Annotated in this window: 19 protein-coding genes; 9 read left to right on the forward strand and 10 right to left on the reverse strand. The window is 65.8% G+C overall.

Features of this window, described 5'->3' with window-relative positions; all coding sequences use genetic code 11:
* The first annotated feature begins 115 nt into the window (after positions 1–115).
* Complete coding sequence (locus tag JQ635_RS28725; RefSeq protein ID WP_008563500.1) at positions 116–316, forward strand: cold-shock protein; 201 nt, start codon at positions 116–118, stop codon at positions 314–316.
* 172 nt (positions 317–488) lie between these two features.
* Here JQ635_RS28725 and JQ635_RS28730 read toward each other — a convergent pair whose 3' ends face one another.
* Complete coding sequence (locus JQ635_RS28730; RefSeq protein ID WP_018643717.1) at positions 489–950, reverse strand: Lrp/AsnC ligand binding domain-containing protein; 462 nt, start codon at positions 948–950, stop codon at positions 489–491.
* Between the two features lie 114 nt (positions 951–1064).
* On the opposite strand from JQ635_RS28730, the gene putA reads away from it, so the two are divergent.
* Positions 1065–4064, forward strand: a complete 3000-nt coding sequence (gene putA / locus JQ635_RS28735; RefSeq protein WP_211413142.1) for a bifunctional proline dehydrogenase/L-glutamate gamma-semialdehyde dehydrogenase PutA — start codon at positions 1065–1067, stop codon at positions 4062–4064.
* A gap of 1 nt (position 4065) precedes the next feature.
* On the opposite strand, the gene JQ635_RS28740 is transcribed toward putA, so the two are convergent.
* Complete coding sequence (locus JQ635_RS28740) at positions 4066–6195, reverse strand: tetratricopeptide repeat protein (RefSeq protein ID WP_211413143.1); 2130 nt, start codon at positions 6193–6195, stop codon at positions 4066–4068.
* A 228-nt stretch (positions 6196–6423) separates the two neighbouring features.
* On the opposite strand from JQ635_RS28740, the gene JQ635_RS28745 reads away from it, so the two are divergent.
* Positions 6424–7629 carry a CaiB/BaiF CoA transferase family protein gene (locus JQ635_RS28745; protein ID WP_211413144.1) on the forward strand — a complete coding sequence of 402 codons (1206 nt, stop codon included), beginning with the start codon at positions 6424–6426 and terminating at the stop codon, positions 7627–7629.
* Positions 7630–7909: 280 nt separating this feature from the next.
* Positions 7910–8557, forward strand: coding sequence for a glutathione S-transferase family protein (locus JQ635_RS28750; RefSeq protein ID WP_211413145.1), 648 nt, complete (start codon positions 7910–7912; stop codon positions 8555–8557).
* Positions 8558–8581: 24 nt separating this feature from the next.
* On the opposite strand, the gene JQ635_RS28755 is transcribed toward JQ635_RS28750, so the two are convergent.
* The 5 genes from JQ635_RS28755 to JQ635_RS28775 all read right to left on the reverse strand — a co-directional run bounded on the left by JQ635_RS28755 (position 8582) and on the right by JQ635_RS28775 (position 13658).
* Positions 8582–10129: a hypothetical protein gene (locus JQ635_RS28755; protein WP_211413146.1), complete on the reverse strand. Its 1548-nt coding sequence runs from the start codon at positions 10127–10129 to the stop codon at positions 8582–8584.
* Positions 10130–10222: 93 nt separating this feature from the next.
* On the reverse strand, positions 10223–11176 hold the full coding sequence (locus tag JQ635_RS28760; RefSeq protein WP_211413240.1) for a hypothetical protein: 954 nt from the start codon (positions 11174–11176) through the stop codon (positions 10223–10225).
* Positions 11177–11487: 311 nt separating this feature from the next.
* The gene (locus JQ635_RS28765; protein WP_211413147.1) at positions 11488–11985 is read right to left on the reverse strand and encodes a TPM domain-containing protein; all 498 of its coding nucleotides are present in this window, start codon (positions 11983–11985) and stop codon (positions 11488–11490) included.
* 5 nt (positions 11986–11990) lie between these two features.
* Positions 11991–12911 carry a TPM domain-containing protein gene (locus JQ635_RS28770; RefSeq protein ID WP_211413148.1) on the reverse strand — a complete coding sequence of 307 codons (921 nt, stop codon included), beginning with the start codon at positions 12909–12911 and terminating at the stop codon, positions 11991–11993.
* 138 nt (positions 12912–13049) lie between these two features.
* A complete protein-coding gene (locus tag JQ635_RS28775) occupies positions 13050–13658 on the reverse strand; it encodes a LemA family protein (protein ID WP_211413149.1) in 609 nt (202 codons plus the stop codon).
* A 165-nt stretch (positions 13659–13823) separates the two neighbouring features.
* Here JQ635_RS28775 and JQ635_RS28780 point away from each other — a divergent pair, with 165 nt between their 5' ends.
* Genes JQ635_RS28780 through JQ635_RS28790 form a run of 3 tightly spaced genes read left to right on the forward strand, consistent with a single transcriptional unit; the run spans position 13824 to position 17035 of the window.
* On the forward strand, positions 13824–14678 hold the full coding sequence (locus JQ635_RS28780; protein WP_211413150.1) for an enoyl-CoA hydratase: 855 nt from the start codon (positions 13824–13826) through the stop codon (positions 14676–14678).
* A 5-nt stretch (positions 14679–14683) separates the two neighbouring features.
* Positions 14684–15823: an acyl-CoA dehydrogenase family protein gene (locus tag JQ635_RS28785; RefSeq protein WP_211413151.1), complete on the forward strand. Its 1140-nt coding sequence runs from the start codon at positions 14684–14686 to the stop codon at positions 15821–15823.
* Positions 15824–15838: 15 nt separating this feature from the next.
* Entirely contained in the window at positions 15839–17035 is a 1197-nt protein-coding gene (locus JQ635_RS28790) for an acyl-CoA dehydrogenase family protein (protein WP_211413152.1), read from the forward strand.
* Positions 17036–17245: 210 nt separating this feature from the next.
* On the opposite strand, the gene JQ635_RS28795 is transcribed toward JQ635_RS28790, so the two are convergent.
* From JQ635_RS28795 to JQ635_RS28805, 3 genes are all read right to left on the reverse strand, one after another.
* On the reverse strand, positions 17246–19567 hold the full coding sequence (locus JQ635_RS28795; protein WP_211413153.1) for a xanthine dehydrogenase family protein molybdopterin-binding subunit: 2322 nt from the start codon (positions 19565–19567) through the stop codon (positions 17246–17248).
* A gap of 248 nt (positions 19568–19815) precedes the next feature.
* Positions 19816–20691, reverse strand: a complete 876-nt coding sequence (locus tag JQ635_RS28800) for a dihydrodipicolinate synthase family protein (RefSeq protein ID WP_211413154.1) — start codon at positions 20689–20691, stop codon at positions 19816–19818.
* A 56-nt stretch (positions 20692–20747) separates the two neighbouring features.
* Positions 20748–21713 carry a VOC family protein gene (locus JQ635_RS28805; protein WP_211413155.1) on the reverse strand — a complete coding sequence of 322 codons (966 nt, stop codon included), beginning with the start codon at positions 21711–21713 and terminating at the stop codon, positions 20748–20750.
* A gap of 205 nt (positions 21714–21918) precedes the next feature.
* Between JQ635_RS28805 and JQ635_RS28810 the strand changes: the two genes are divergently transcribed.
* On the forward strand, positions 21919–22785 hold the full coding sequence (locus JQ635_RS28810) for a S1C family serine protease (protein WP_211413156.1): 867 nt from the start codon (positions 21919–21921) through the stop codon (positions 22783–22785).
* Positions 22782–23153 carry a response regulator transcription factor gene (locus tag JQ635_RS28815; protein WP_211413157.1) on the forward strand — a complete coding sequence of 124 codons (372 nt, stop codon included), beginning with the start codon at positions 22782–22784 and terminating at the stop codon, positions 23151–23153. Before JQ635_RS28810 ends, JQ635_RS28815 begins: the two co-directional genes overlap by 4 nt.
* Positions 23154–23156: the final 3 nt, after the last annotated feature.

The following is a 23156-nucleotide window of genomic DNA, read 5'->3' on the forward strand; positions in this document are numbered from 1 at the left end:
TGTGGTTTGAGCTACCAAGCCTGCCACATTCCGCGTATCCTGTTAGGACCGAACCGGCCGGTTGGCGGGGACTGGCGGTTCGCGATCTTGGAGGAAGACCCGCGGAGAAGTCGTGATGGCTAAAGGTACGGTCAAGTGGTTCAACCCGACGAAGGGTTATGGATTTATCCAGCCTGCGTCGGGGGGCAAGGATGTGTTCGTGCATATCTCGGCAGTCCAGAAAGCCGGTCTGTCCACCCTCAACGAGGGACAGACGGTGGAATACGAAGAGATCGCAAACCGGGGCAAGACCTCCGCAGAAAACCTCAAAGTATAAGCCCGCCAGCATTTGCTGCCTCCCGGATCACCTCCGGGAGCGAGGCCAAGAAAATTTCAGAAGACGGTCAGTGCATTCGACGACAGGCGTTGCGATTGCACGAGGATAGCTATTTTTCCCGGGCAGACCGCCCGTTCAACGCCACGGCAACGACAATCGCGGCGGCACTTCGCTAACCCACCGGCAACGGTGCGTCGCGCTTGATCTCCTCCATCACCGCATAAGTCCGCGTCTCGCGCACGCCCGGCATCGACAGCAGGGTCTCGCCGAGGAAGCGTCGATAGGCGGTCATGTCCGCAAGCCGCGCCTTCACCAGATAGTCGAAGCCGCCGGCAACCATGTGACACTCCAGCACTTCAGGCGCGAGCTTCACCGCGCGCGCAAAGCGCTCGAAATTGTCCGGCGTGGTCTTGTCGAGCAGCACCTCGACGAAGACCAGGAGCCCAAGGCCGAGCCGGTGCGGATTGAGCCTGGCGCCGTAGCCCTCGACAAAACCCTCCCGCTGCAGGCGCTTCAGCCGCTCGCCGATCGAGGTCGGCGACAGGCCGATGCGTTCGGCGAGCTCGACATTGGCGATCCGCCCGTCTTCCTGCAAAATCGAGAGGATTTTCCGGTCGATTCGATCGAGTTCCATATCTTATAAGGCCAACTTGCATCTAATCTTCATTTTCTAAGGCAAATTGGCTAGATTGTCTATCGAACTACGGTCATGCGGGCTTTATCCTGAGTTTCAGCCACAGGACACGCCATGCCGAACATTCCGCCGCCCTTCACCGCCGTCTACGCCCCCGACGATGCCGAGATCGCCGCGCGCCTGTTGCCGGCCTCGCATCTGGCCCCGCCGCAGGAGGCGCGGATCGACCGCACCGCGACGCGGCTGATCGAGGCGATCCGCAAGCGCGACGACCGGCTCGGCGGCGTCGAGGACATGCTGCGGGAGTTCGCGCTGTCGACCAAGGAGGGCCTCGCGCTGATGGTGCTGGCCGAGGCGCTGCTGCGCGTGCCCGACGCGCGCACCGCCGACCAGTTCATCGAGGACAAGCTCGGCGAGGGCGACTTCATCCACCACGAGACCAAGTCCACGGCGTTCCTGGTCAACGCCTCGGCCTGGGCGCTCGGCCTGTCGGCGCGGGTGATCCAGCCCGGCGAAACGCCCGACGGCACCATCGGCCGTCTCGTGAAGCGGCTCGGCGCGCCGGCGGTGCGCACCGCGACGCGCCAGGCGATGCGGCTGATGGGCAATCATTTCGTGCTGGGCGAGACCATCGAGCAGGCGCTGGAGCGGGGGAAGCCGCGCTCCGGCCAGAAGCCGCGCTATTCCTTCGACATGCTCGGCGAAGGCGCACGCACCGCCGCCGACGCCAGGCGCTATTTCGACGCCTATGCCAGCGCGATCGAGACCATCGGCAAGGCTGCCGGCCCCCATCCCCTGCCCGACCGACCCGGTATCTCCGTCAAGCTCTCGGCGCTGCATCCGCGCTTCGAGGCGATCAGCCGCGACCGCGTGATGCGCGAGTTGGTGCCGCAATTGCTGGATCTCGCGCAGCGCGCCAAGGCGCATGATCTGAACTTCACCGTCGATGCCGAGGAAGCCGACCGGCTGGAGCTGTCGCTCGACGTGATCGCGGCGACGCTCGCCGATCCCTCGCTGAGAGGCTGGGACGGATTTGGCCTCGCGATCCAGGCCTATCAGAAGCGCGCCAGCGCCGTGATCGACTATGTCGATGCGCTCGCCCGCGCGCATGACCGCAAGCTGATGGTGCGCCTCGTCAAGGGCGCCTATTGGGACACCGAGATCAAGCGCGCGCAGGAGCGCGGGCTCGACGGCTATCCCGTGTTCACGCGCAAGGCGATGACGGATCTGAACTACGTCGCCTGCGCGACGAAGCTTCTGGCCTTGCGGCCGCGCATCTTCCCGCAATTTGCCACCCACAACGCACTGACGGTCGCGACCGTGCTGGAGCTCGCCGCTGGCAGCGGCGACTTCGAATTCCAGCGCCTGCACGGCATGGGCGAAGCGCTCTACGAGCAGCTTGCCAAGGACCACCCTGATATCGCCTACCGCACCTATGCGCCGGTCGGCAGCCATCGCGACCTGCTCGCCTATCTGGTGCGGCGGCTTTTGGAGAACGGCGCGAACTCATCCTTCGTGGCGCAGGCCGCAGATTATCGCGTGCCGGTCCCGGCGCTGTTGCAGCGGCCGGCGGATGCCATCATCCGGCCGCAAGCAGCCGCGCATCCCAGGATTCCGTTGCCGGGTGATCTGTTCGCGCCGGAGCGGCGCAATTCACGCGGCGTCGAGTTCGGCGCGCGTGCCGCGCTCGCTCAGTTGCTGGCGGACGTGAAGGCCGAGGCCGCCGACCTCAAGCCGATCGCTGACACCACGCCGGAGCAGGCCAATGCAGCGGTCGCAGCAAGCCGCGCCGGCTTTGCCGCCTGGAGCCGGACCCCTGCGGGCACACGTGCGGCTGCCCTGGAGCAGGCCGCGCATCTCCTCGAGAGTCGCAGCGCGCATTTCATCGCGCTGTTGCAGAGCGAGGGCGGCAAGACGCTCGACGACGCGCTGTCGGAGCTACGCGAGGCCGCCGACTTCTGCCGCTATTATGCCGCGCAGGGCCGCAAGCTGTTCGGCGTCGATGCCGCCATGCCGGGCCCGACCGGCGAGAGCAATGCGCTTGGCCTGCGCGGCCGCGGCGTGTTCGTGGCGATCTCGCCCTGGAATTTTCCGCTGGCCATTTTCCTCGGTCAAGTCACGGCCGCGCTGATGGCCGGCAACAGCGTCGTCGCAAAACCCGCCGAGCAGACACCGCGCATCGCACGCGAGGCGGTCGCCCTGCTGCATGAGGCCGGCATTCCCGAGAGCGCGCTGCATCTCGTCACCGGCGACGGCCGCATCGGCGCGCTGCTCACCGCGCACCAGGATATCGCCGGTGTCGTTTTCACCGGCTCGACCGAGGTCGCGCGCAGCATCAACCGGACGCTGGCCGCCAAGGACGGGCCGATCGTGCCGCTGATCGCGGAGACCGGCGGCATCAATGCCATGATCGCGGATGCGACCGCGCTGCCCGAGCAGGTCGCCGACGACGTCGTCACCTCCGCATTCCGTTCCGCCGGCCAGCGCTGCTCGGCGCTGCGCCTGCTGTTCGTGCAGGAGGACGTCGCCGATCGCATGATCGAGATGATCGCGGGCGCGGCGCGCGAGCTCAGAATCGGCGATCCCGCCGATGTCGCGACCCATGTCGGTCCGGTGATCGATACTGAAGCCAAGCAGCGTCTCGATGCGCATATTGCGCGGATGACGACCGATGCACGGCTGCACTTTGCCGGCGCCGCGCCAAAAGGCTGCTTCGTCGCGCCGCACATCTTCGAGCTCAGGGAGGCCGGGCAACTGACCGAGGAGGTGTTCGGCCCGATCCTGCATGTCGTGCGCTATCGCGCCGAAAACCTCGAACGCGTGCTGCAGGCCATCGAACGCACCGGCTACGGGCTCACGCTCGGCGTCCATTCCCGCATCGACGACACGGTCGAGGCGATCATCGACCGCGTCCAGGTCGGCAACATCTATGTCAACCGCAACATGATCGGCGCCGTGGTCGGCGTGCAGCCGTTCGGCGGCAACGGCCTGTCCGGAACCGGCCCGAAAGCCGGCGGCCCGCATTACCTTGCGCGCTTTGCGACCGAGCAGACGGTGACGATCAACACCGCGGCGGCCGGCGGCAATGCCGCGCTGCTCGCGGGCGAGGAATAGTCTACAGACAGGTGTCGTCCCCGCCGCCGCGTCCGGAATCGCCACAGGGGATGCGCTTCGAGAGCTGCTGGATCTTCGCTCTCGACTGGGCCTGGGCGACGATGTCGAACACGCTCTGCGGCGCCATTTGCGTCGCGCTACGATAATCGCTCGTGGCCCGATCCAGATTGCCCTTGGCCTCAAAGGCACTGGCACGCGCAACATAGCGCTCGATCGTCGGCTGCTGCGCGATCGCCTTGCCGAGATCATCCAGCGCCTTGTCGTATTGCTTCATCGAGGTGAAGGCGATGCCGCGCAGGCCGAGCGCATCCGGATCGTTCGGCTGCGTCCCCAGAACCAGGTTGAGGTCGGTCATGGCACCGGCGACATCCTTCTTGCCGAGATAGGCGCGTGCGCGGAGCGTGCGCACGAAGGCATCGGAGGCGGGCGTCTTGCCGACGAGCTGGTCCAGCGCCACGATCGCACGGTCGTATTGCCCGGAAATCAGCATCGCCAATCCCTGGCCGAGCTCGGCGGCCTGGTTGTTGGGATTGCGGTCGAGCGCGTTCTTGACGTCGACGAGGCCTTCCGCGCTATTCCCCTTCAGCAGCAGCACCAGGCCACGCGAAGCGCGCGCCGTGTCATTGTCGGGGTTGAGCACCAGCGAACGGTCGAAATCGACGACGGCCTTGTCGTTCTGGTTCAGTCCCATATGGGCCTGGCCGCGTTCGGAATAGGCCATGTAATCCTTGTCGTTGAGCGAGATCGCGCGGTCGAAATCGGCAATGGCGTCCTGGAATTTTCCGGCCAGCCGATTGGCCATGCCGCGGCACACGTAAGCCACCGCATTGTTCGGATTGGCCTTGAGCGCCTGATTGGCGTCGATCATGCCCTGGTCGAGTTGCTTCATGCCGATCGACGCCACCGAACGCGAGGCCAGCAATTGCGAGTCGTTCGGCTTCAGCTTGAGCAGGGCGTCGATATCGGTCCGCGCATCGGCGAAGCGGGACGATGACAGGTACGCGGACATGCGCAGCCTGAGCGCAGTCTCGTTGCGAGGATCGAGCGCGAGCACGGTGTTGAGGCGCGAAACGGCGTCAGCATATTTCTTCTGCTGCAGCAGCTGCGACGCCTCGTTCAGGGCCGGGAGGACCGAACTTGTCGGTCTCGGGAAGGTCCCCTGCGGTATGATCGCCATCGGCACCGCGGGCGGCGGGACCGAAGGCGACGGCGCGACCGCGGGCGGCAGGGCAGCGACGGCCGCCTGCTTGGGCGCGGCCGGCGCGGGCGTCGCTTCGCCCTGCATCTTCGCAAGCTCAGCCTGCATCGCAACCGCAGCCTGCCGTTGCTGCTGGGCCATCTGGTCGTTCGGGGCGATCGACAGCACCTTGTCGAAATCCGCGATCGCGCGCGCATAATCGCCCTTGGCGCTGAAGCTCTGCCCGCGCGAGAAATAGGCGCCACGATTGGGTTGCGGCGACTGCGCGATCGCGCGCGAAAAGTCCTCGATGGCGTGGTCGACGTCACCCTTGCGGCGGTAGACCTGGCCACGCCAGAAGAAGGCGCCGGGCAGGCTCGCATTCAATGAGATCGCGGTGTTGAGGTCGGTCATGGCCGGCTCGAGCTGCGAGGTCTCGAGGGAGGCTCGCGCGCGCCCGACATAGGCCATCGCGTAGTCCTGCCGCAGGCTGATCGCCTGGTTGAAATCCGCGGCCGCATCGCTCCATTGCTTCTGATCGAGCTTCAGCCCACCTCGCGCCGCATAGGCGTTCGGGCTCCTGGGATCGAGCTCGATCGCCAGATTCAGGTCGGCCTGCGCGCCATCGAAGTTTCCCTTGCGCTGCCGCGCAAAGCCGCGCGCCACCAGGGCCGGCACGGATTTTGGGTCGAACTGCACGGCCGCATCCGCATCCGCCAGACCGGCGTCGAGATTGGACCGGCTCATGAGCAGGCGCGACCTGCTCACATAGGCGCGCAGCCGCTCATCGGCGGGACGCGACTGGTCGTTGATGATGGCGGTGCAGGCCGGCTCGATCTTCGCAGGCAGCGGGCCGTTGCAATCTTCGACGTCGCCCGCCCAAACGGAACCGGGCACGCCACAAACGATCATGAATGCGGCTGCTGCGGTCAGGTGGACGAACGGGATCGACATGGTTGATCCTTCGAGAACGAAGACGCGCCGGCTCGGGGACGCGCAAGCAAACAGAGAAGCTGTACAACCGGGACGAGTGGATTGCCATAACCGTCTGGCATGCCGCCCCCGGGAAAGCGCCGGGCCGGAGGCGTTGCATCCCGCCAAAACATCGGTCAAATGGTTGTGCCGTCAGGGATTATGAGTTCCAGCCAACGGAAACAACAAGAGCGAGGGAGCAACGCCGCGATGGACAAGGGCATTTTTGCGGGGCTGAAGGTTCTGGACTGCGCGAGCTTCATCGCAGCGCCCGCGGCCGCGACCGTGCTGTCGGATTTCGGCGCGGACGTCATCAAGATCGAGCCGCCCGGCGCTGGCGATCCCTACCGCAATCTGCCCAATCTGCCGGGCTATCCGACCGGCGAGCACAATTTCGCCTGGCTGCTGGAGGCCCGCAACAAGAAGAGCATCGCGCTCGACCTCGCAAAGCCCGAGGCGCAGGCCGTGCTCTACAAGCTGGTGGAAGAGGCCGACGTCTTCATCACCAACATGCCGCCGCCGGTGCGCACCAAGCTCGGCATCACCTATGACCATCTCGCCCATCTCAACGACCGGCTGATCTACGCCTCCTTCACCGGCTATGGCGAGAAGGGCGAGGAGGCCAACAAGCCCGGCTTCGACAGCAACGCCTATTGGGCGCGCTCCGGCCTGATGGACCTCGTCCGCGCCGACATCGATACCACGCCGGCGCGCTCGGTCGCCGGCATGGGCGACCACCCCTGCGCCATGGCGTTCTACGGCGCGATCGTCACCGCGCTCTATCAGCGCGAGAAGACCGGCAAGGGCTCGCATGTCGCCTCCAATTTGATGGCGAACGGGATATGGGCCGCGAGCGTGTTGGCGCAGGCAAAGCTCTGCGGCGCCAAGTTCGGCGAGCGGCGCCCGCGCGAACGTGCGCTGAATGCGGTCGCCAACCACTACCAGTGCAAGGACGGCCGCTGGCTGATCCTGTCGCTGCTGAACGAGGAAAAGCAGTTTCCGACGCTGGCCAAGTGCCTCGGGCGCGAAGACCTGATCAATGATCCACGCTTCGCCACCAAGGCCGACCGCCACGCCCGTTCGGTCGAGCTGATCAGGATTTTGGACGAGACCTTCGCCACCAGGGATCTCGCCGAATGGCGCAAGATCCTCGACGGCAATGGCCTCGTCTTCGGCGTCGTCGCCATTTTGGACGACATCCCGAACGACAAGCAGATGCTCGATAACGAGGTGCTGGTGCCGTTCGAGAACGACACCATGCTCACCATCAACAGCCCGATCTGGATCGACGGCGCCAAAAAAGTTCAGCCGCGCAAGCCGCCCGCTGTGGGCGAGCACAGTGACGAGATTTTGCGTGACGCGGGATACGACGAGGCGGCGATCAAGCAGCTGCGGGGGTCGGGGGCGGTGGGGTAAGGCTGCGCGCCTCAAACTCCGCCGTCGTCCCGGGGCGCGCATCGCGCGAACCCGGGACCCATAACCACAGGGAGTGGTTGTCGCGTACGACTGGTCACTCCGAGCCTTCGCCAAACGTCTCCCTGTGGTTATGGGTCCCGGATCTGCGCTCCGCTTGTCCGGGACGACGATGGGGAGATAGGTCGCACGCGCAGATGCATTGCTGGATTGCTTCGCTGCGCTCGCTATCCCGGCATGGGACAATGTAGCTTCGCCGCCAACATCTGCCTGGCGAGGTCCCATGCCTAGCTACCGCCTGCACTACTTCCCCGAATCCGGCAACAGCTACAAGCTGGCGTTGATGCTGACGCTTTGCGGCGAGACGTTCGAGCCGGTGTGGACCGACTTTGGTGGCGGCGTCACGCGCACGGCGGAGTGGCGCCGGAGCGTGAACGAGATGGGCGAGATTCCCGTGCTCGAAATCGACGGCGTGAAGATGACGCAGACCGCACCGCTCCTCTTGAAGCTTGCTGAACAATACGGCCGCTTCGGCGCCGAGACCGAGGAGGAAAAGTTCGAGCTGCTGCGCTGGCTGTTCTGGGACAACCACAAGCTCACCGGCTACATGGCGACCTATCGCTTCATGCGCGCCTTCACCGAGAAGAACGATCCGCAGGTGCTGAAGCATTTTCGCCGGCGGCTCGACGATTTCCTCGGCATACTCGACGGGCATCTCCAGCACAACGCCTTCGCGATCGGGGCGAAGCCGACGGTCGCCGACATCTCGATGATGGCCTATCTGCATTATCCCAGCGACGAGCACGGCTTCGACTTCGCGCAGAGCCATCCCGCGATCCACGCCTGGCTCGGCCGCATGGCGGCGCTACCCGGCTGGAAGTCGGCCTATGAGTTGCTGCCGGGCAAACGAATGACGAATTACGCGAAGTGAGGATTCTTTCTTCTCCCTCTCGCGCTAACGCGTCTTGATGAAGCACATGCCGATGCGGCGCGAGGCCGCGGCAGCCTGACAGGTCAAGCCTGTAGCACAGCTCCATGACGTAAAACTCTTGTCCCGCGTTCCCGATCCCGCATCTTGCAGGGAACAATGCGCGCCCCAGCCGTCCTGATATTCGGTGCCGGCGAGCTCGGCGCTGCCGCGGGTTTGCGGCCGGCTGGCAAATCCGCGTGAGAAATCAGGACGTCTGTCCGCGGCAAACGCAGTCAGGATGTCGCGGCGGCGTACCTGGTCGCCGACAAAATGCGGCGAGGCCGGCACGATGGTGGAGTTGGACGGCTTGTCGGCGAGCCAGTCGACACCCGGAAAGTGGAAGCCGCCGATGCCGCGGGTCTGGTGGCAGCCGGCGCAGGTGACGTCGTTGAGGCGGCGCTGGAAGCCCGCGACCGAGCGGATGTTCTGCAGGTCACCGCGCGCAGCAGCCTGCTTCAGCGCGCCGACCACGTCGTTGTCACTGAATACCGGCGCCTCCTTGCCCTCCCCTTTTCCCTCCCCTTGCATCATGCCGAATTCCGGCTGCAGCGCGGACGCATCGAGACCCGCCGGCGTCGGCACGACCGCAGCCCTGGCCAGGAATCTCTCGGGGATCAGCACCGTGCCGCGATCGAACTCGCGAAGATTCTCGGGCGCGAGCAGCCAGGACTTGAATTCGCGCCGGAGATCATTGTCGGCAAGAATCCTGTCGCGGTCGATCTGGTTCTCCAGCGTCGATTCCTCGAACGTCTTCGTTGCGGCGTTGTACTTGAACACCTTCAGCAGATAGTCCGAGCGGAAATCGTGCAGCGCCGATTTCGGTGCGATCGAGATCTGGATGTTGGTCTCGATGCGGTCGAGCATCGCATCATGAGGATGGAAGCCGCCGCCGATCAGACCCCGCCAGTCGCCATTGTCGAGCCAGCGCCGCGCGACCTCGGCGCAACTGACCGGCTTGCCGCTCCCATCCGTCTGGCGCGCATCGCGCGCCTTCATTACCAGATTGAACGTCATCGGCAGGCGCGTCGCCGTCTTGGCCCCGTCAGGCCCGGCGTCGAAGCGCGCCAGCCGATAGATCAGGCGGATCTCGCCGCAGGACTCCTCCGACACATAGGCGCGGTCCATGCGGTTGACGATACCGGCCAGCACGAAACGCATGTTGGGAGATTTCAGCACCGCCCGGTCGAACAGCTGCACGTCAAAGCCTTCGCCGACGCCGATGGTCTCGGTCGGCCAGGTCGCTTTCTGCTGCGCGATGTAGCGGTCGAACTCCGCGTCGATCGCGGGCGGAATGTCCTTCAGCTGCGGCAGCCACGAGAACAGCAGATCGTTCGTCAGCGGAAAATTCGCATTGCGCTCCGGCCATAGCAGCCGCGAGATCGTCAGCACGTCGTCCTGATCGAGCTTGCGCAGGAGATCGGGATCGGTGACCGCCGTGCCGCGCGTGAGCTGCGCGTTCTCAGCCGCTGAGAGCGACATAACGCCGCCGAACAACACGACGACAGCAACGAGAATTCGCAACGCGCGGCTCATGCCTTCAGTAACACCGCGCGGGCGGGCCTATTCAAGCAAAAAGGCGCTTCACATGGAGGTGAAGCGCCTTTTCGAAAGTCGGATATCGAACGCTTAGCGTGCGACGATCAGGCCCTTGCTGGTGACGACCACCCAGCGACCGTCCTGGCGGCGGATCGCGTCGACGCGGCCGACGCCGGGGATGGGATCGCCGGCATAGACCTCGTAGAGGCCGTCGCGGCCCTCGATCAGCGCGCCGCCATTGGCGACGTCGCGCAGCCTCCAGCCTTCGAGCGTCGGCAGGCGGCCGACCTCGGTCTTGGGCGCGGCGGGTGCGGCAGCCGCGGTCGCAACCTGGGCCGGAGCGATCGAACCGGTGGTCTCCTTGGCGGGGGCAGCAGCGGCCTGCGCGGGAGCGGCAAGCGGCGTGGCGCGGAGCTTGTCGACGGTCTCGGACAGTTTTGCGAGCTTGGCCATCGGCTCGGCCTGTGCCTTCTCGAGCTTGTCGAGACGGTCATTGGCCCGGTTGAACTGGCTGAGGCCGGTCTTGGAGCTGTGCTCGACATTCGCCTTGAGCGCGACGAGATCGGCATCGATCCGCGCGACGGACGCATCCAGCGCACTGGTGTCGACGACCTGCGCCGGCGCCTGGGCCGGGGCGGCGAAATGCATCATGCCGGCCGTTGCCAACGCGCCGCTGATCGCGCCGACGCTGGCGGCGATCGCCACCACGGCGGCCATGGCCGAGAGGCGACGCTTGCTGCCGGTCTCGCGCGGCTCATCCGCCTTCACATGCGGGGCAAACTCCTCGCGTTCCCAGGCCCGGTCGGCAGGCGGCATGACGATGAGCTTGCCGAGCTTCGGTTCGGGCTTGGCTTCAGCCTTCGGCTCCGCCTTGGCCTCGACCTTCGGCACCTCGATCTTCGGCGGTTCGACCTTGATCAGGTCGGGCTTGGGCGGCGCCTCGTGGTCGGGGGCGATCGAGGGGGCCTCGATCCCGGCAGCCTCGACGGCCTGCGGCGCGGTCGCTTCAACGACGCCGTTTTCCTGGGCAGCCTGCTCGGGCATTGGTTCGCTCACGGCTCAAATACTCCAGTCTGGATTGACCTTTTGGTAACTTTCATTGCTTGCGAAATCCTTACCTTCGGACCCGCTTACCGAAATTTTAGGAACTCATCCGGGGCCGAATTGGGCCGGGAAAGTGGAACCGGTGTGGCGGGCGTGAAACAGTTTGTAACCGGCAAGATGAACGGCGGCGCAACGGCTGCCTCCACATCATCATTGCGAGCGCAGCGAAGCAATCCAGTATCCCTCCGCGGGGACAGTCTGGATTGCTTCGCTGCGCTCGCAATGACGGCGTACGGAGCGACAGCCGGCGTTCACATCACCACCGGCGCATCCGGCAGTTCGTTCGCATGCGGGCCGCCCGGCGGGAAGTGCCTTGCCAGCTCGCGCGACACCGCCGCGATGCCGGCGATCACGCCGCGCTCGAACTGACCGGACCTGAAGTCGGACTCCATGGCGCGGCAAATGGTCTCCCAGCCCGCCGCGCCCACCTTCGCGTCGATGCCGCGGTCGGCGATGATCTCGACGTCGCGGTCGGCGAGCAGCAGATAGATGAGGACGCCGTTGTTGTGTGCGGTGTCCCAGATGCGCAGGTGCGAGAACAGGTCGAGCGCGCGCTCGCGTGCCGGCTGGTTGCGGAACAGGGGACGACCATCGAGCGCACCTTCGACCACGAAGCGGACCTGGCCGGAATGGGTGCTCTCGCCGCGCCGGATGGCCTGTTCGATGCGGTCGAGCGTGGCTGGCGGGAAGATCTGCCTTGCCCGCCAATGGTGCTGCACGAGATGCCTGGCAATGCGCTTGATGCTCATGACCGCTACCAGCTCCCCGAGGCGCCGCCGCCGCCAAAGCTGCCGCCCCCGCCGCTGAAGCTCCCGCTGTCGCTTGACGATGATCCGCTGCTCCAGCCGCCGGACGAGGAGCCGCTCGACCAGGAGCCGCCGCGCGAGCGGCCCGTGCCCGGCGTGATCGCCGAAAACAGATCAGCGATGAAGCCAATGATGAAGCCGAGCGCACCGAGACCCATGGCCAGCGCAACGGAGCCGAGAATGAGCCAGGTCAGCACGGCGATGATGCCGCCGGTCGCCAATGATCCGACCAGCCGCCCCAGCATGGCCCGAAAAACCCCGCCGATCCCGATCGAGACGAACAGCGTCACGATGAACAGCGGTGCGAGATCGTCCAGATTGCCGAAATTCACGGTAGGCGAAGGCACCGGCAGCGGCTCGCCGTCGATGACGCGGGTCATGCGGTCGACACCGTCGGAGATGCCGCTGGCGAAATCGCCGGTCCTGAATTTCGGCGTGATGATCTCGTCGATGATCCGCCGCGCAGTGACGTCGGTGAGCGCACCTTCGAGGCCGTAGCCGACCTCGATGCGCAGATGCCGGTCGTTCTTGGCGACGATGAGGATCGCACCGTCGTCGATCTTCTTGCGGCCGATCTTCCAGGCCTCGGCGACACGGATCGAGAACTGCTCGATCGTCTCGGGCTGCGTGGTCGGCACGATCAGCACGGCAACCTGGCTACCCTTGCGCGTCTCGAAGTCGCGCAGCTTTTGCGTGAGCTTGGCGATGTCGCCGCTGGAGAGCGTGCCGGTCTGGTCGACGACGCGCCCCGTGAGCTGGGGGACGGCGACGTCGGCGGAGGCGGGGACGGCTAAGGCCAGGACGAGGGCGACGACGAGGACGATACGCGACGATGCGGCCGAACAAGCCCGCCACAACCTCGCTGTCATCGCCCGCGTAGGCGGGCGATCCAGTATTCCAGAGGTCGCAGTGTTTAAACCGAGAGGCCGCGGCGTACTGGATTCCCCGCTTTCGCGGGGAATGACGGCGGTGGGTGGGGCGAAGCGCATTCGCAAAACGACGCGTGCTTACTTCGACGGCGCAGGCGCCGGGTTGAAATCCACCTTCGGCGCGGTTGAGATCTCCTTCTCGTTCTCGACCGAAAAATTCGGCTTCTCCTTGTAGCCGAACGCCATCGCGGTGAGGTTGCTCGGGAACGAGCGGATGGTGACGTTATAGTCCTGCACCGCCTTGATGTAGCGATTGCGCGCCACCGTGATGCGGTTCTCGGTGCCCTCGAGCTGGGACATCAGATCCTTGAACAGGGCATCCGACTTCAGCTGCGGGTAGTTCTCGGTAACGACCAGGAGGCGCGAGAGCGCGCTGGAGAGCTCGCCCTGGGCGGCCTGGAATTTCTGGAACGCGGCGGGGTCGTTCAGCACCTCCGGCGTTGCCTGGATGCTGCCGACCTTGGCGCGGGCATTGGTGACCCCGAGCAGCACGTCCTTCTCCTGCTGGGCAAAGCCCTTCACCGAGTTGACGAGGTTGGGCACGAGATCGGCGCGGCGCTGATACTGGTTCACGACCTCGGACCAGTTGGCCTTGATCTGCTCGTCCTCGCTCTGGATCGCGTTGTAGCCGCAATCGGTCAGGCTCAGCGAAGCCAGCGCCGCCAGCACGGTCAGGATCTTGCGCATTAAATTTCTCCCGGTGGAATCTGGCGCAAACTACCAGATTGAGCGCGCGAGACGCCAGACCTCTTGGAGACGCGAAAAGCAGCCGACTGACGCAAGCCTCTTGCCTATCCCCGGACGACATAGTCAACTCTCGGCAACAAAACGAAAAACGCCAGGGGAAACACGATGTCCTCGTTCGAGACCATCCTCGTGGAACGGCCGGAGCCGGCGATCACCCGGGTCGTGATGAACCGGCCCGAGGCGCGCAACGCACAGAACCTACAGATGACCTACGAGCTCAACGCCGCCTTCGATGCGGCGGTGCAGGACGATGCAGTCAAGGTCATCATTCTCGCTGGCAGCGGCCCGCACTTCTCGTCCGGCCACGATCTACGTCCCGGCGGCAAGAACACCGCGGGCATCGATTTCCCGCCGATCGGAAATTGGGGCGGCTTCGCCGAGTCCAATGCCCATGGCCGCTTCGCGCGCGAGCAGGAAATCTATCTCCAGATCACGCGGCGCTGGCGCAATCTGGCCAAACCGACCATTGCCGAGGTGCACGGCAAATGCATCGCCGGCGGCTTGATGCTGGCCTGGGCCTGCGACCTCATCGTCGCCAGCGACGATGCGCAGTTCTGCGATCCCGTGGTCACCATGGGCGTCTGCGGCGTCGAATGGTTCGTGCATCCCTGGGAGCTCGGGCCGCGCAAGGCCAAGGAATTCCTGTTCACCGCCGACAGCTGGAGCGCCGAGGAGGCGCACCAGCTCGGTATGGTCAACCAGGTGGTGCCGCGTGCCGAACTGTCATCGCGCGTGCTGGAGCTGGCGCGGCGGATCGCAGCAAAGCCGTCCTTCGCATTGAAGCTGACCAAGGAAGCCGTGAACCGCTCAGTCGACGTGATGGGCCAGCCCGCCGCGATCGACCAGGCCTTTGCGCTGCATCAGCTCTGTCACGCCCATAACCTCCATGAGTTCGGCATGATCGTCGATCCATCCGGCCTGCATCCCTCCGTGCGCAAGCCGCCGACGGCCGCGGAGTAGATGCGATGGACCTGAACCTCAGTGACGAGCAGCGGCTGCTGCGCGAAAGCGCGGAACGCTTTGTGGCCGAAAGCTACGATGCCGATCACCGCCGCAAGATGACGAACGATCCGCTCGGCTACAGCCCCGATGTCTGGAAGCAGTTCGCCGAGCTCGGCTGGCTGGCGCTGCCGATTCCCGAGGAATTCGGCGGGCTCGGCGGCGGCGCGGTCGAGATCGGCATTTTGATGGAAACCTTCGGCCGCGGGCTGGTGTCCGAGCCCTATGTCGCAACGGTCGTGTTGGGCGCGGCGCTGATCGATCGATGCGGCAACGCCGCGCAGAAGCAGGCGAGCCTGCCCAAGATTGCGGACGGCTCACTGAAGCTCGCGTTTGCGCATTCCGAACGCGCGGCACGGTTCGATCTCGCCAAGGTCACGGCCACCGCCAACAAGACGTCGCAAGGCTGGCGCCTTGCCGGCAGCAAGATTGCCGTGCTCGACGGCCACGCCGCCGACGAGATCATCGTCTCCGCGCTGATCCATGATCATCACGGCCCTTCGGGACGGATCGGGCTGTTCCTGGTGCGAGCAACGGAGCCAGGCCTTGTCATCTCCGACTATCCCCGCCTTGGCGGCGGGCGCGCCTGCAACATCGAACTATCGGACGTGCATCTGCCAGAGGACGCCCTGCTCGGCGATGGACACGACGCACTGCCTGCGATCGAATGGGCCGTCGATCGCGCCATGGCCGCGTTAGGGGCGGAAGCCGTTGGCATCATGCAGACGCTGCTCGACACCACGCTGGAATACACCAAGATCCGCAAACAATTCGGTCGGCCGCTCTCGGCCAATCAGGTGATCCGCCATCGCCTCGCCGACATGGCGATGCAGGTCGACGAGTCGCGCTCGATGGCACTGCGGGCTTCGTTGAAGGCAGATAGCCCGCCGGTCGAACGGGCGCGAGCCGCCTCGGGTGCGAAGGCGAAGATCGGCAAATGTGCGCGCTTCGTCGGCGAGCAGTCGATCCAGCTTCACGGCGGCATGGGCGTCACCGAGGAGCTCGAGGTCGGCGCCTATTTCAAGCGGCTGGTCGCCTTCGACACGCTGTTCGGCGGCAGCGCGCATCATTATAGCCGCCACGCGCAGCTCGGCCGCTCGGCCTGACACAAGGAGCGCATCATGGACCTCACGTTCAATGCCGAGGAGCGCGCCTTCCAGAGCGAGGTGCGCGGCTTCATCGCCAAGAATCTCACCGACGAGATGAAGCGCGCCACCGCGCTGACGCCGTCAGTGTTCTCCGACCCCGACATCGGCATAGCCTGGCAGCGCGCGCTGCACAGGCAAGGCTGGGGCGCCCCGGGCTGGCCGGTCGAATATGGCGGGCCGAACTGGACGCCGGCGCAGCGCTGGATTTTCGAGACCGAATCCGCACGCGCCGGCGTGCCCAATGTCAATGTGATGGGCGTGAAGATGGTCGGGCCCGTCATCATCGGCTTCGGCTCGCCGGAGCAGAAGAATTTCTACCTGCCGCGAATCCTTTCAGGTGAAGACTATTGGTGCCAGGGTTACTCAGAGCCTGGCTCCGGCTCCGACCTCTCCTCGCTGAAGACGCGCGCGGTGCGCGACGGCGACGACTACATCATCAACGGCACCAAGATCTGGACCACGCATGCCCATCACGCCAACCGCATGTTCGCGCTGGTGCGCACCAGCGACGGGCCGCGCCAGCAGGACGGCATCAGCTTCATCCTGATCGACATGAAGACGCCGGGCATCACGACGCGCCCGATCCTCACCATCGGCGGCGATCACGAAGTGAACCAGGTGTTCTTCGACGACGTCCGCGTGCCCGTGGTCAACCGCGTCGGCGAGGAGGGCAAGGGCTGGACCTACGGCAAATATCTGCTGGAGTTCGAGCGCGGCTCCGGCATCGCCTCGGCCAAGCTGCGCGAGGGGCTGAAGGCGATTGCGGATCTTGCTGCATCTGATTTGACCGGGCGCGCGATCGATAGCCCTGACATCGCCACCCGCATCTCGGAGGTCGAAGTCGACATCGACGCGCTGGAGATGACGGAGCTGCGCGTGCTCTCGGCGCTGCAGACCGGACAGAATCCCGGCGCGGTGTCGTCGATCCTGAAGCTGCGCAACAGCGAGATCCGCCAGGCCGTGACGCGGCTCGGCGTCGACGTGATCGGCCATGACGCGCTCGCCGTCGAGCCGATGCGCCCGCTCTACAGGCTCAACCACGAGCCGGCGATCCCGGAGGATATGCTGACGGTGGTGCCGGAATATCTCAACGGCCGCGCCTATACGATCTTCGGCGGGACGTCGGAGATCCAGCGCGACATTATTGCGAAGATGATGCTGGGGATTTGACGGGCGAGCGAGCGCGGCATTCTCCGCCGTCGTCCCGGACAAGCGCAAGCGCAGATCCGGGACCCATAACCACAGGAAGATGTGGTTACGGGGACTCGGAGCTACAGGCTTTGCACAACAACCACTCCCTGTGGTTATGGGTCCCGGATCGGCGCGCGCTTATGGCGCGCTTGTCCGGGACGACAGCGGAGTTTGGGACGACGGGGAGAGTTAACCCACCTTCGCGTCCCTGATCGCCTGCCAGATCTTCTGCGGCGTCAGCGGCGTATTCAGCTGCGTGATGCCGAGCTCGGCGAGCGCGTCCATCACGCCGTTGGTGACGCAAGGAGGGCCGCCGATGGCGCCGGATTCGCCGCAGCCCTTGGCGCCGAGCGGATTGGTGCGGCAGGGCGCGGCGTCGTCGAGCGTCACCACGATCGGCGGCACGTCATCGGCGCGCGGGATGCAGTAGTCCTGGTAGCTCGCGGTGAGGAGCTGGCCGTCGGGATCGTAGGAAACGCCCTCATACAGCGCCTGGCCGATTCCTTGCGCGACGCCGCCATGGATCTGACCTGTCACCAGCATCGGGTTGACGGCAACGCCGACGTCGTCGACGGTGGTGTAGCGCACGACCTTGGACACGCCGGTCTCGGGGTCGATCTCGACCTCGCAGATATGGGTGCCGTTCGGCCAGCTCGGACCGTCCACCTCGCCTTCGGAATCGACGCTGAGCTTGGCGCCGCTTTCCTTCTCGGCGAGATCGAACAGGCTGATGCGGCGGTCGGTGCCGACCACGGTCAGCATGCCGCCCTGATACTCGATGTCCTCGACCGAGGTCTCCAGCACGCTGGCCGCCTTCTCGCGCGCCTTCCGGATCAGATCACTGGAGGAGACCGCGACCGCCGTGCCGCCGACGAACAGCGAGCGCGAGCCGACGCTGCCAAAGCCCATGGCGAGATCAGTGTCGCCCTGAACGACGTCGATCTTGTCGAGGGGAATGCCGAGCGAGTCGGAGATCATCTGGGTGTAGGTAGTCTGCAGCCCCTGCCCCATCGCCATGGTGCCGGAATGCAGCACGACGCGCCCTTGCGAGGTCGCGTGCAGGCTGACCTTCTCGGTGTGGGCGCGGCCGCCGGTCCATTCGATGTAGGAGGTGAGCCCGCGGCCGTAGAGCAGACCCTTCTTCTTGGCCGCCTTCTTGCGCGCGGCAAAGCCGTCCCAGTCGGCGAGCTTCACGGCGCGGTCGAGCATGTGGGCGAAGGCGCCCGAATCGTAAACCTGGCCGGCCGCGTTGGTGTAGGGCAGCTGCGCCGGCTTGATGTAGTTGGCTTTGCGGATCGCGCGCGGATCCATGCCGATCTTTCGGGCGGCGGCGTCGAACAGACGCTCGACGATGAAGACCGCCTCGGGACGGCCGGCACCGCGATAGGCGCCGACGGGCGCGGTGTGGGTCATCACCGACTGCACCTCGAAATGCACCAGCGGCAGGTCGTAGACACCGGTCTGCACGAACGGGCCAAGCACCAGAGGAATGATGTTGGCCGCACCCGATGAGTACGCGCCGGTGCAGCCGATCGACTTGACGCGATAGGCCAGCACCTTGCCCTTCTCATCCAGCGCGAAGGATGCCGTCGAGGTCAGATCGCGGCCGTGGGTACCGCCGACGAACTCGTCGGTGCGATCGCCGCGCCAGCGGATCTTCTTGCTCAGCTTGGTCGCGGCATAGGCGACGATGCCGTCCTCCGGATAGAGGTTGGTCTTCTGGCCGAAGCCGCCGCCAATGTCGCCGACCAGCACCCGCACGCTTTCCTTCGGACGCTTGAGCACGGCTTCCGCGAGCACGTCGCGGGTCGAGGCTGGGGTCTGCGACTGCACGTGCAGGAGGAGACGACCGGTCTTCTTGTCGATCTCGGCAATGGTCGAGCGCGGCTCCATCGCGGAGGGCACGAGGCGCTGGCTGGCGAGATCGAGCTCGACGGTGTGCGCGGCCCTGGCAAAAGCCTCGTCGACCTTGGCGGCATCGCCGTAGGCCATCGCGCCGACGATGTTGTCGGGCGCCTCCGGCCACACCACGGGCGCGCCGGGTTTTACGGCTTCGACCGGATCGACCACCGCGGGCTGCACATCGTATTCGACGATGATCGCTTCGGCCGCGCTCTGCGCCTCGGTACGCGAGGAGGCAACCACGGCCGCCACCGCTTCGCCGGCATAGCGCACGATCTCATGGGCGAGCAGGCGGCGCGGCGGCACCGTCATCGGCTTGCCGTCGGGGCGCTTGAAGATGCTCAAGGTCGGAATGGCGCCGATGTCGTCCTTGACCAGATCGGCACCAGTGTAGACCGCGGTGACACCGGGCATCGCAGCGGCGGCGCTGGTGTCGATCGAGACGATCTTCGCGTGCGCATGCGGCGAGCGCAGCACGTGCAACCACAGCGCGCCGTCTTCCGGCTTGTCGTCGATGAATTGCCCCTTCCCGGTCAGCAGCCGCTGGTCTTCCAAACGCTTGACGGGCTGGCCCGCTCCGAAACGCAAATTGCCGGGAAGAATGTTCATTCCGTGGGGTCCTCAGGGTCTTTTCGAAATTGCGGGCTGCCTTTTAGCGGATCGATCACGGGCATGCCAGCCGCGGTTTTGGGCGGGATATCCACGATTTCGGCATGTCGTCCCGTAAATCTGCGATTCCGTAGGGTGGGCAAAGGCGCGCTCTTCGCGCGCCGTGCCCACCACTCTCAACAACGGCAAACGGTGGGCACGCTACGCTTTGCCCACCCTACGGCACTGATCGTGGGGATGACTGCTCGCTACGCCAGCTCCCGCAGCGCCGCTTCCACGATCTTGCGCGCATCGGCCGTCAGCGGGGCCTGTGGCGGGACGGGATCGCCGACGTCGTAGCCCTGGATCGCAAGGCCGGCCTTGATGCAGGCGGCGAGGTTGAAGCGGGCAAAGGCCTCGTTGATGCGCCACAGCCGGCGCTGGAGCGCCATGGCCTCGTCCCAGCGGCCGGCCTTGCAGAGGTCGTAGAGCATAACGCTCTGGCGCGGGATGATGCAGGCCGGGCCCGCCATCCAGCCGAGCCCCCCGATCAGCATCACCGCGGCCGGGATATGGGCCGAGGCCGAGAACACGCGCAGGCCATTGCCGCAGCGGTTCATGATCGAGAGCAGCCGGCCGGTGTTGGTCGAGGCGTCCTTGATGTAGCCGATGCGCGGATGCTCGGCGAGGCGCGCGATGGTGTCGAGGGTCAGATCGGAGCGCTGGAATTGCGGATTGGTGTAGATGACGACGGGAATGTCCACGGCATCCGCGATGGCGCGAAAATAGGATTCGACCTGGGCATCAGCGAGCGGGAAATAGGCTTCCAGGATCGCGAGGATGCCGTCGGCGCCGAGCTTCTGATACGCCCGTGCCTGCGCCACCGCATCCGCGGTCGAGGTGGAGGCGACGCCAGCCACGACCGGCACGCGGCCCCTCGCGGCCTCGATCGTGGTCTGCACGACCGCGGTGCGCTGGGCGGCATTGAGATAGGCGAACTCGCCGGTCGAACCCAGCGGCGTCAGCCCATGCACGCCCGCGCCAATCAAATCGTCGCAGAGCTTTGCGAGCACGTTCGTCCGCACCGTGCCGTCGGCATCAACGGGGGAGACGAGATAGGGGAAGACGCCGTGGAATTCGGACATGTCGGGGGCTCCGGAAGCTGGCACCCCAGAGGTATTAGCAATGCCCGTCCCGGCGATCAAACCTTGAGCAGGCGTACCCGCGTGCCCCAGGGATCGATGGCCTCCACACCGTTGCTTATCGTCGTGACGTTCACGCCGCCCTTGCGCAGACGCTCCTCCTGGGCGGCGAGCAGCTCCTGCTTCGCCGTCACCAGCGAGAACCAGGCGAGGCCGGTTGTCGAATCATCGCGCTGGCCGGCGCCCTGGCTCTGCCAGACATTCATGCCGAGGTGGTGGTGGTAGCGGCCGGACGACAGGAACGCGGCCCCGTTGCGCTTGCGGGTCGGGTCGAGGCCGACCGTGCCGTGATAGAAGCTCTCGGCCTGCGCGAGGTCGCCGACACGCAGATGCATGTGGCCGACGCGCATTCCGTCCGGCGCCTTGGCATAATCAGGAACGCGCGTGTTGGTCAGCGACAGCAGGTCGGGGATGTTGAGCTCGTCGGTTGCCATCTTCACGCTGCCCTCGCTCCACTGCCATTGCGAGGGATCGCGGTCGGCATAGACCTCGATGCCGTTGCCTTCGGGATCGTCGAGATAGACGGATTCGCTGACGAGATGATCGGCAAAGCCCGACAGCGGAACGCGATGCGAGGCCGCTGCTACCAGCCAGCGCGCGAGGTCCTTGCGGGTCGGCATCAGGAAGGCGGTGTGGTAGAGGCCGGCGGCGCTGCGCGATTCAATCGCGGCATCGGGACGGGCCTCCAGCACCAGCAGCGTGATGCCGCCCGTGCCCAGCCTTGCGCCAGTCGCCGAGCGCTCCATCACGGTGAGCCCGATCACGTCGCGGTAGTAGTCGGCGACCTTGTCGAGATTCTTGACCCGGAGCGTGACCATGCCGACCCGCATCGGCGTGCGGCTGGCATAGGTCGGCCCGCCGCCCTGCGGGTTGCCCTCGGCACGTGCCGCAGCTGCGGCCGCCATCGCAAGCGAGGTGGCGCCGGCGAGTTGAAGCAGGGTGCGGCGGGTGAGATCGATGGTCATCAGTCAGGGCTCGCTGGAAATCCGTGAGGCCATAGGGCGCAATTGTCGGATTGCTACACGTTCCCGTGAGGCGCTCCCAATCACATGTTCGTCGGCCGTGGTCCTACGGAGGTCCGCCCTGCCGCCTGTTCTTGTCCTGGCCACCCGGCCAGTTTCGCAATCGCCCGCGGCATCCCAGATTGAGGACAACTTACAGGAGCCCGCCATGACCGATTCCAGCCCCCTGTCTTCACTGTCCTCCGCGCTCGCGGAATTGGTGGCGCGCACCGCGCCTTCCGTCGTCTCCGTGCATTCGCATCGCTCCCGCTCAACCGGCTTCGTCTGGAAGACCGGCCTGATCGTCACCGCCGACGAGGCACTGGCCGACGAGGGTGAGGTCGAGATCGGCCTCGCCGACGGCAGCCGGGTCGCCGCCACGATCGCCGGCCGCGACCACACCACCGACATCGCGCTGCTGCGCGCCGACACCGCGCTCGCGCCGGTCAAGCTCGCTGCCACAGTCCCGCCGCTCGGCGCGTTGGCGATCGTGGTCGCCACCCATCGCGAGACGCCGAGCGCCGCGCTCGCAATGGTATCGGCGTCCGGCAAGAGCTGGCGTTCCCTGCGCGGCGGCGACATCGATGCCCGGATCGAGCTCGACGTTCGTCTGCGCGAAAGCCAACAGGGCGGCCTGGCGCTCGATGCATCGGGCGTAGCCTTCGGCATGGCCGTGCTCGGGCCGCGGCGGGTGCTGGTGATACCGGCGGCGACGATCGAGCGCATCGCGCCGCAGCTCGAGGCACGCGGCCGCATCGCGCGCGGATATCTCGGCCTCGGGCTCCAGCCGGTGCGGCTCGACGACGGCATCGGCGCGATGGTGATGAATGTCGACAAGGCCGGTCCTTCGGCCGCGGCCGGCATCCGACAGGGCGATGTGATCGTCGCGGTCAACGACCAGAAACTGTCAGGCGTGCGCGCGCTGTCGCGGACGCTCGGTCCTACCAGCGTCGGCGCCGTGGTCGATGTCGCGGTGCGCCGCGGCGGCGAGCCGGTCAGCTTCAAGGTCACGGTTGGCGAGAGGCCGGAGACGTGAGCGCGGACAAGTCGGCCGAGATTGTATTGTCGCTGGAGATCGACGATCCCGGGCTGGCCGATCGGCTGACGGCACTGCTCTGCAATGTCAGCGGGATTCGCCTCGCCGCACCCGGCGAGCGGGCTGCCGCGACGGTCGTCGCCCGTGATCCGCGCGGCATGCCTGAGGACATCGCGCTGACGCAGCGCGAGCTCGACGTGCTGGCGCTGATGGCCGAGGGCGCTTCCAACAAGATGATCGCGCGTCAACTCGGCATCTCCGTGCACACCGTGAAGTTCCATGTCGGCTCGCTGCTCGACAAGCTGGATGCCACCGGCCGCACCGACGCGGTGGCGCATGCGGCGCGCCGCGGCGTGATCGAGCTCTGAGCG

Source organism: Bradyrhizobium iriomotense (genome assembly GCF_018130765.1).
In the GTDB taxonomy this organism is placed as follows: domain Bacteria; phylum Pseudomonadota; class Alphaproteobacteria; order Rhizobiales; family Xanthobacteraceae; genus Bradyrhizobium; species Bradyrhizobium iriomotense_A.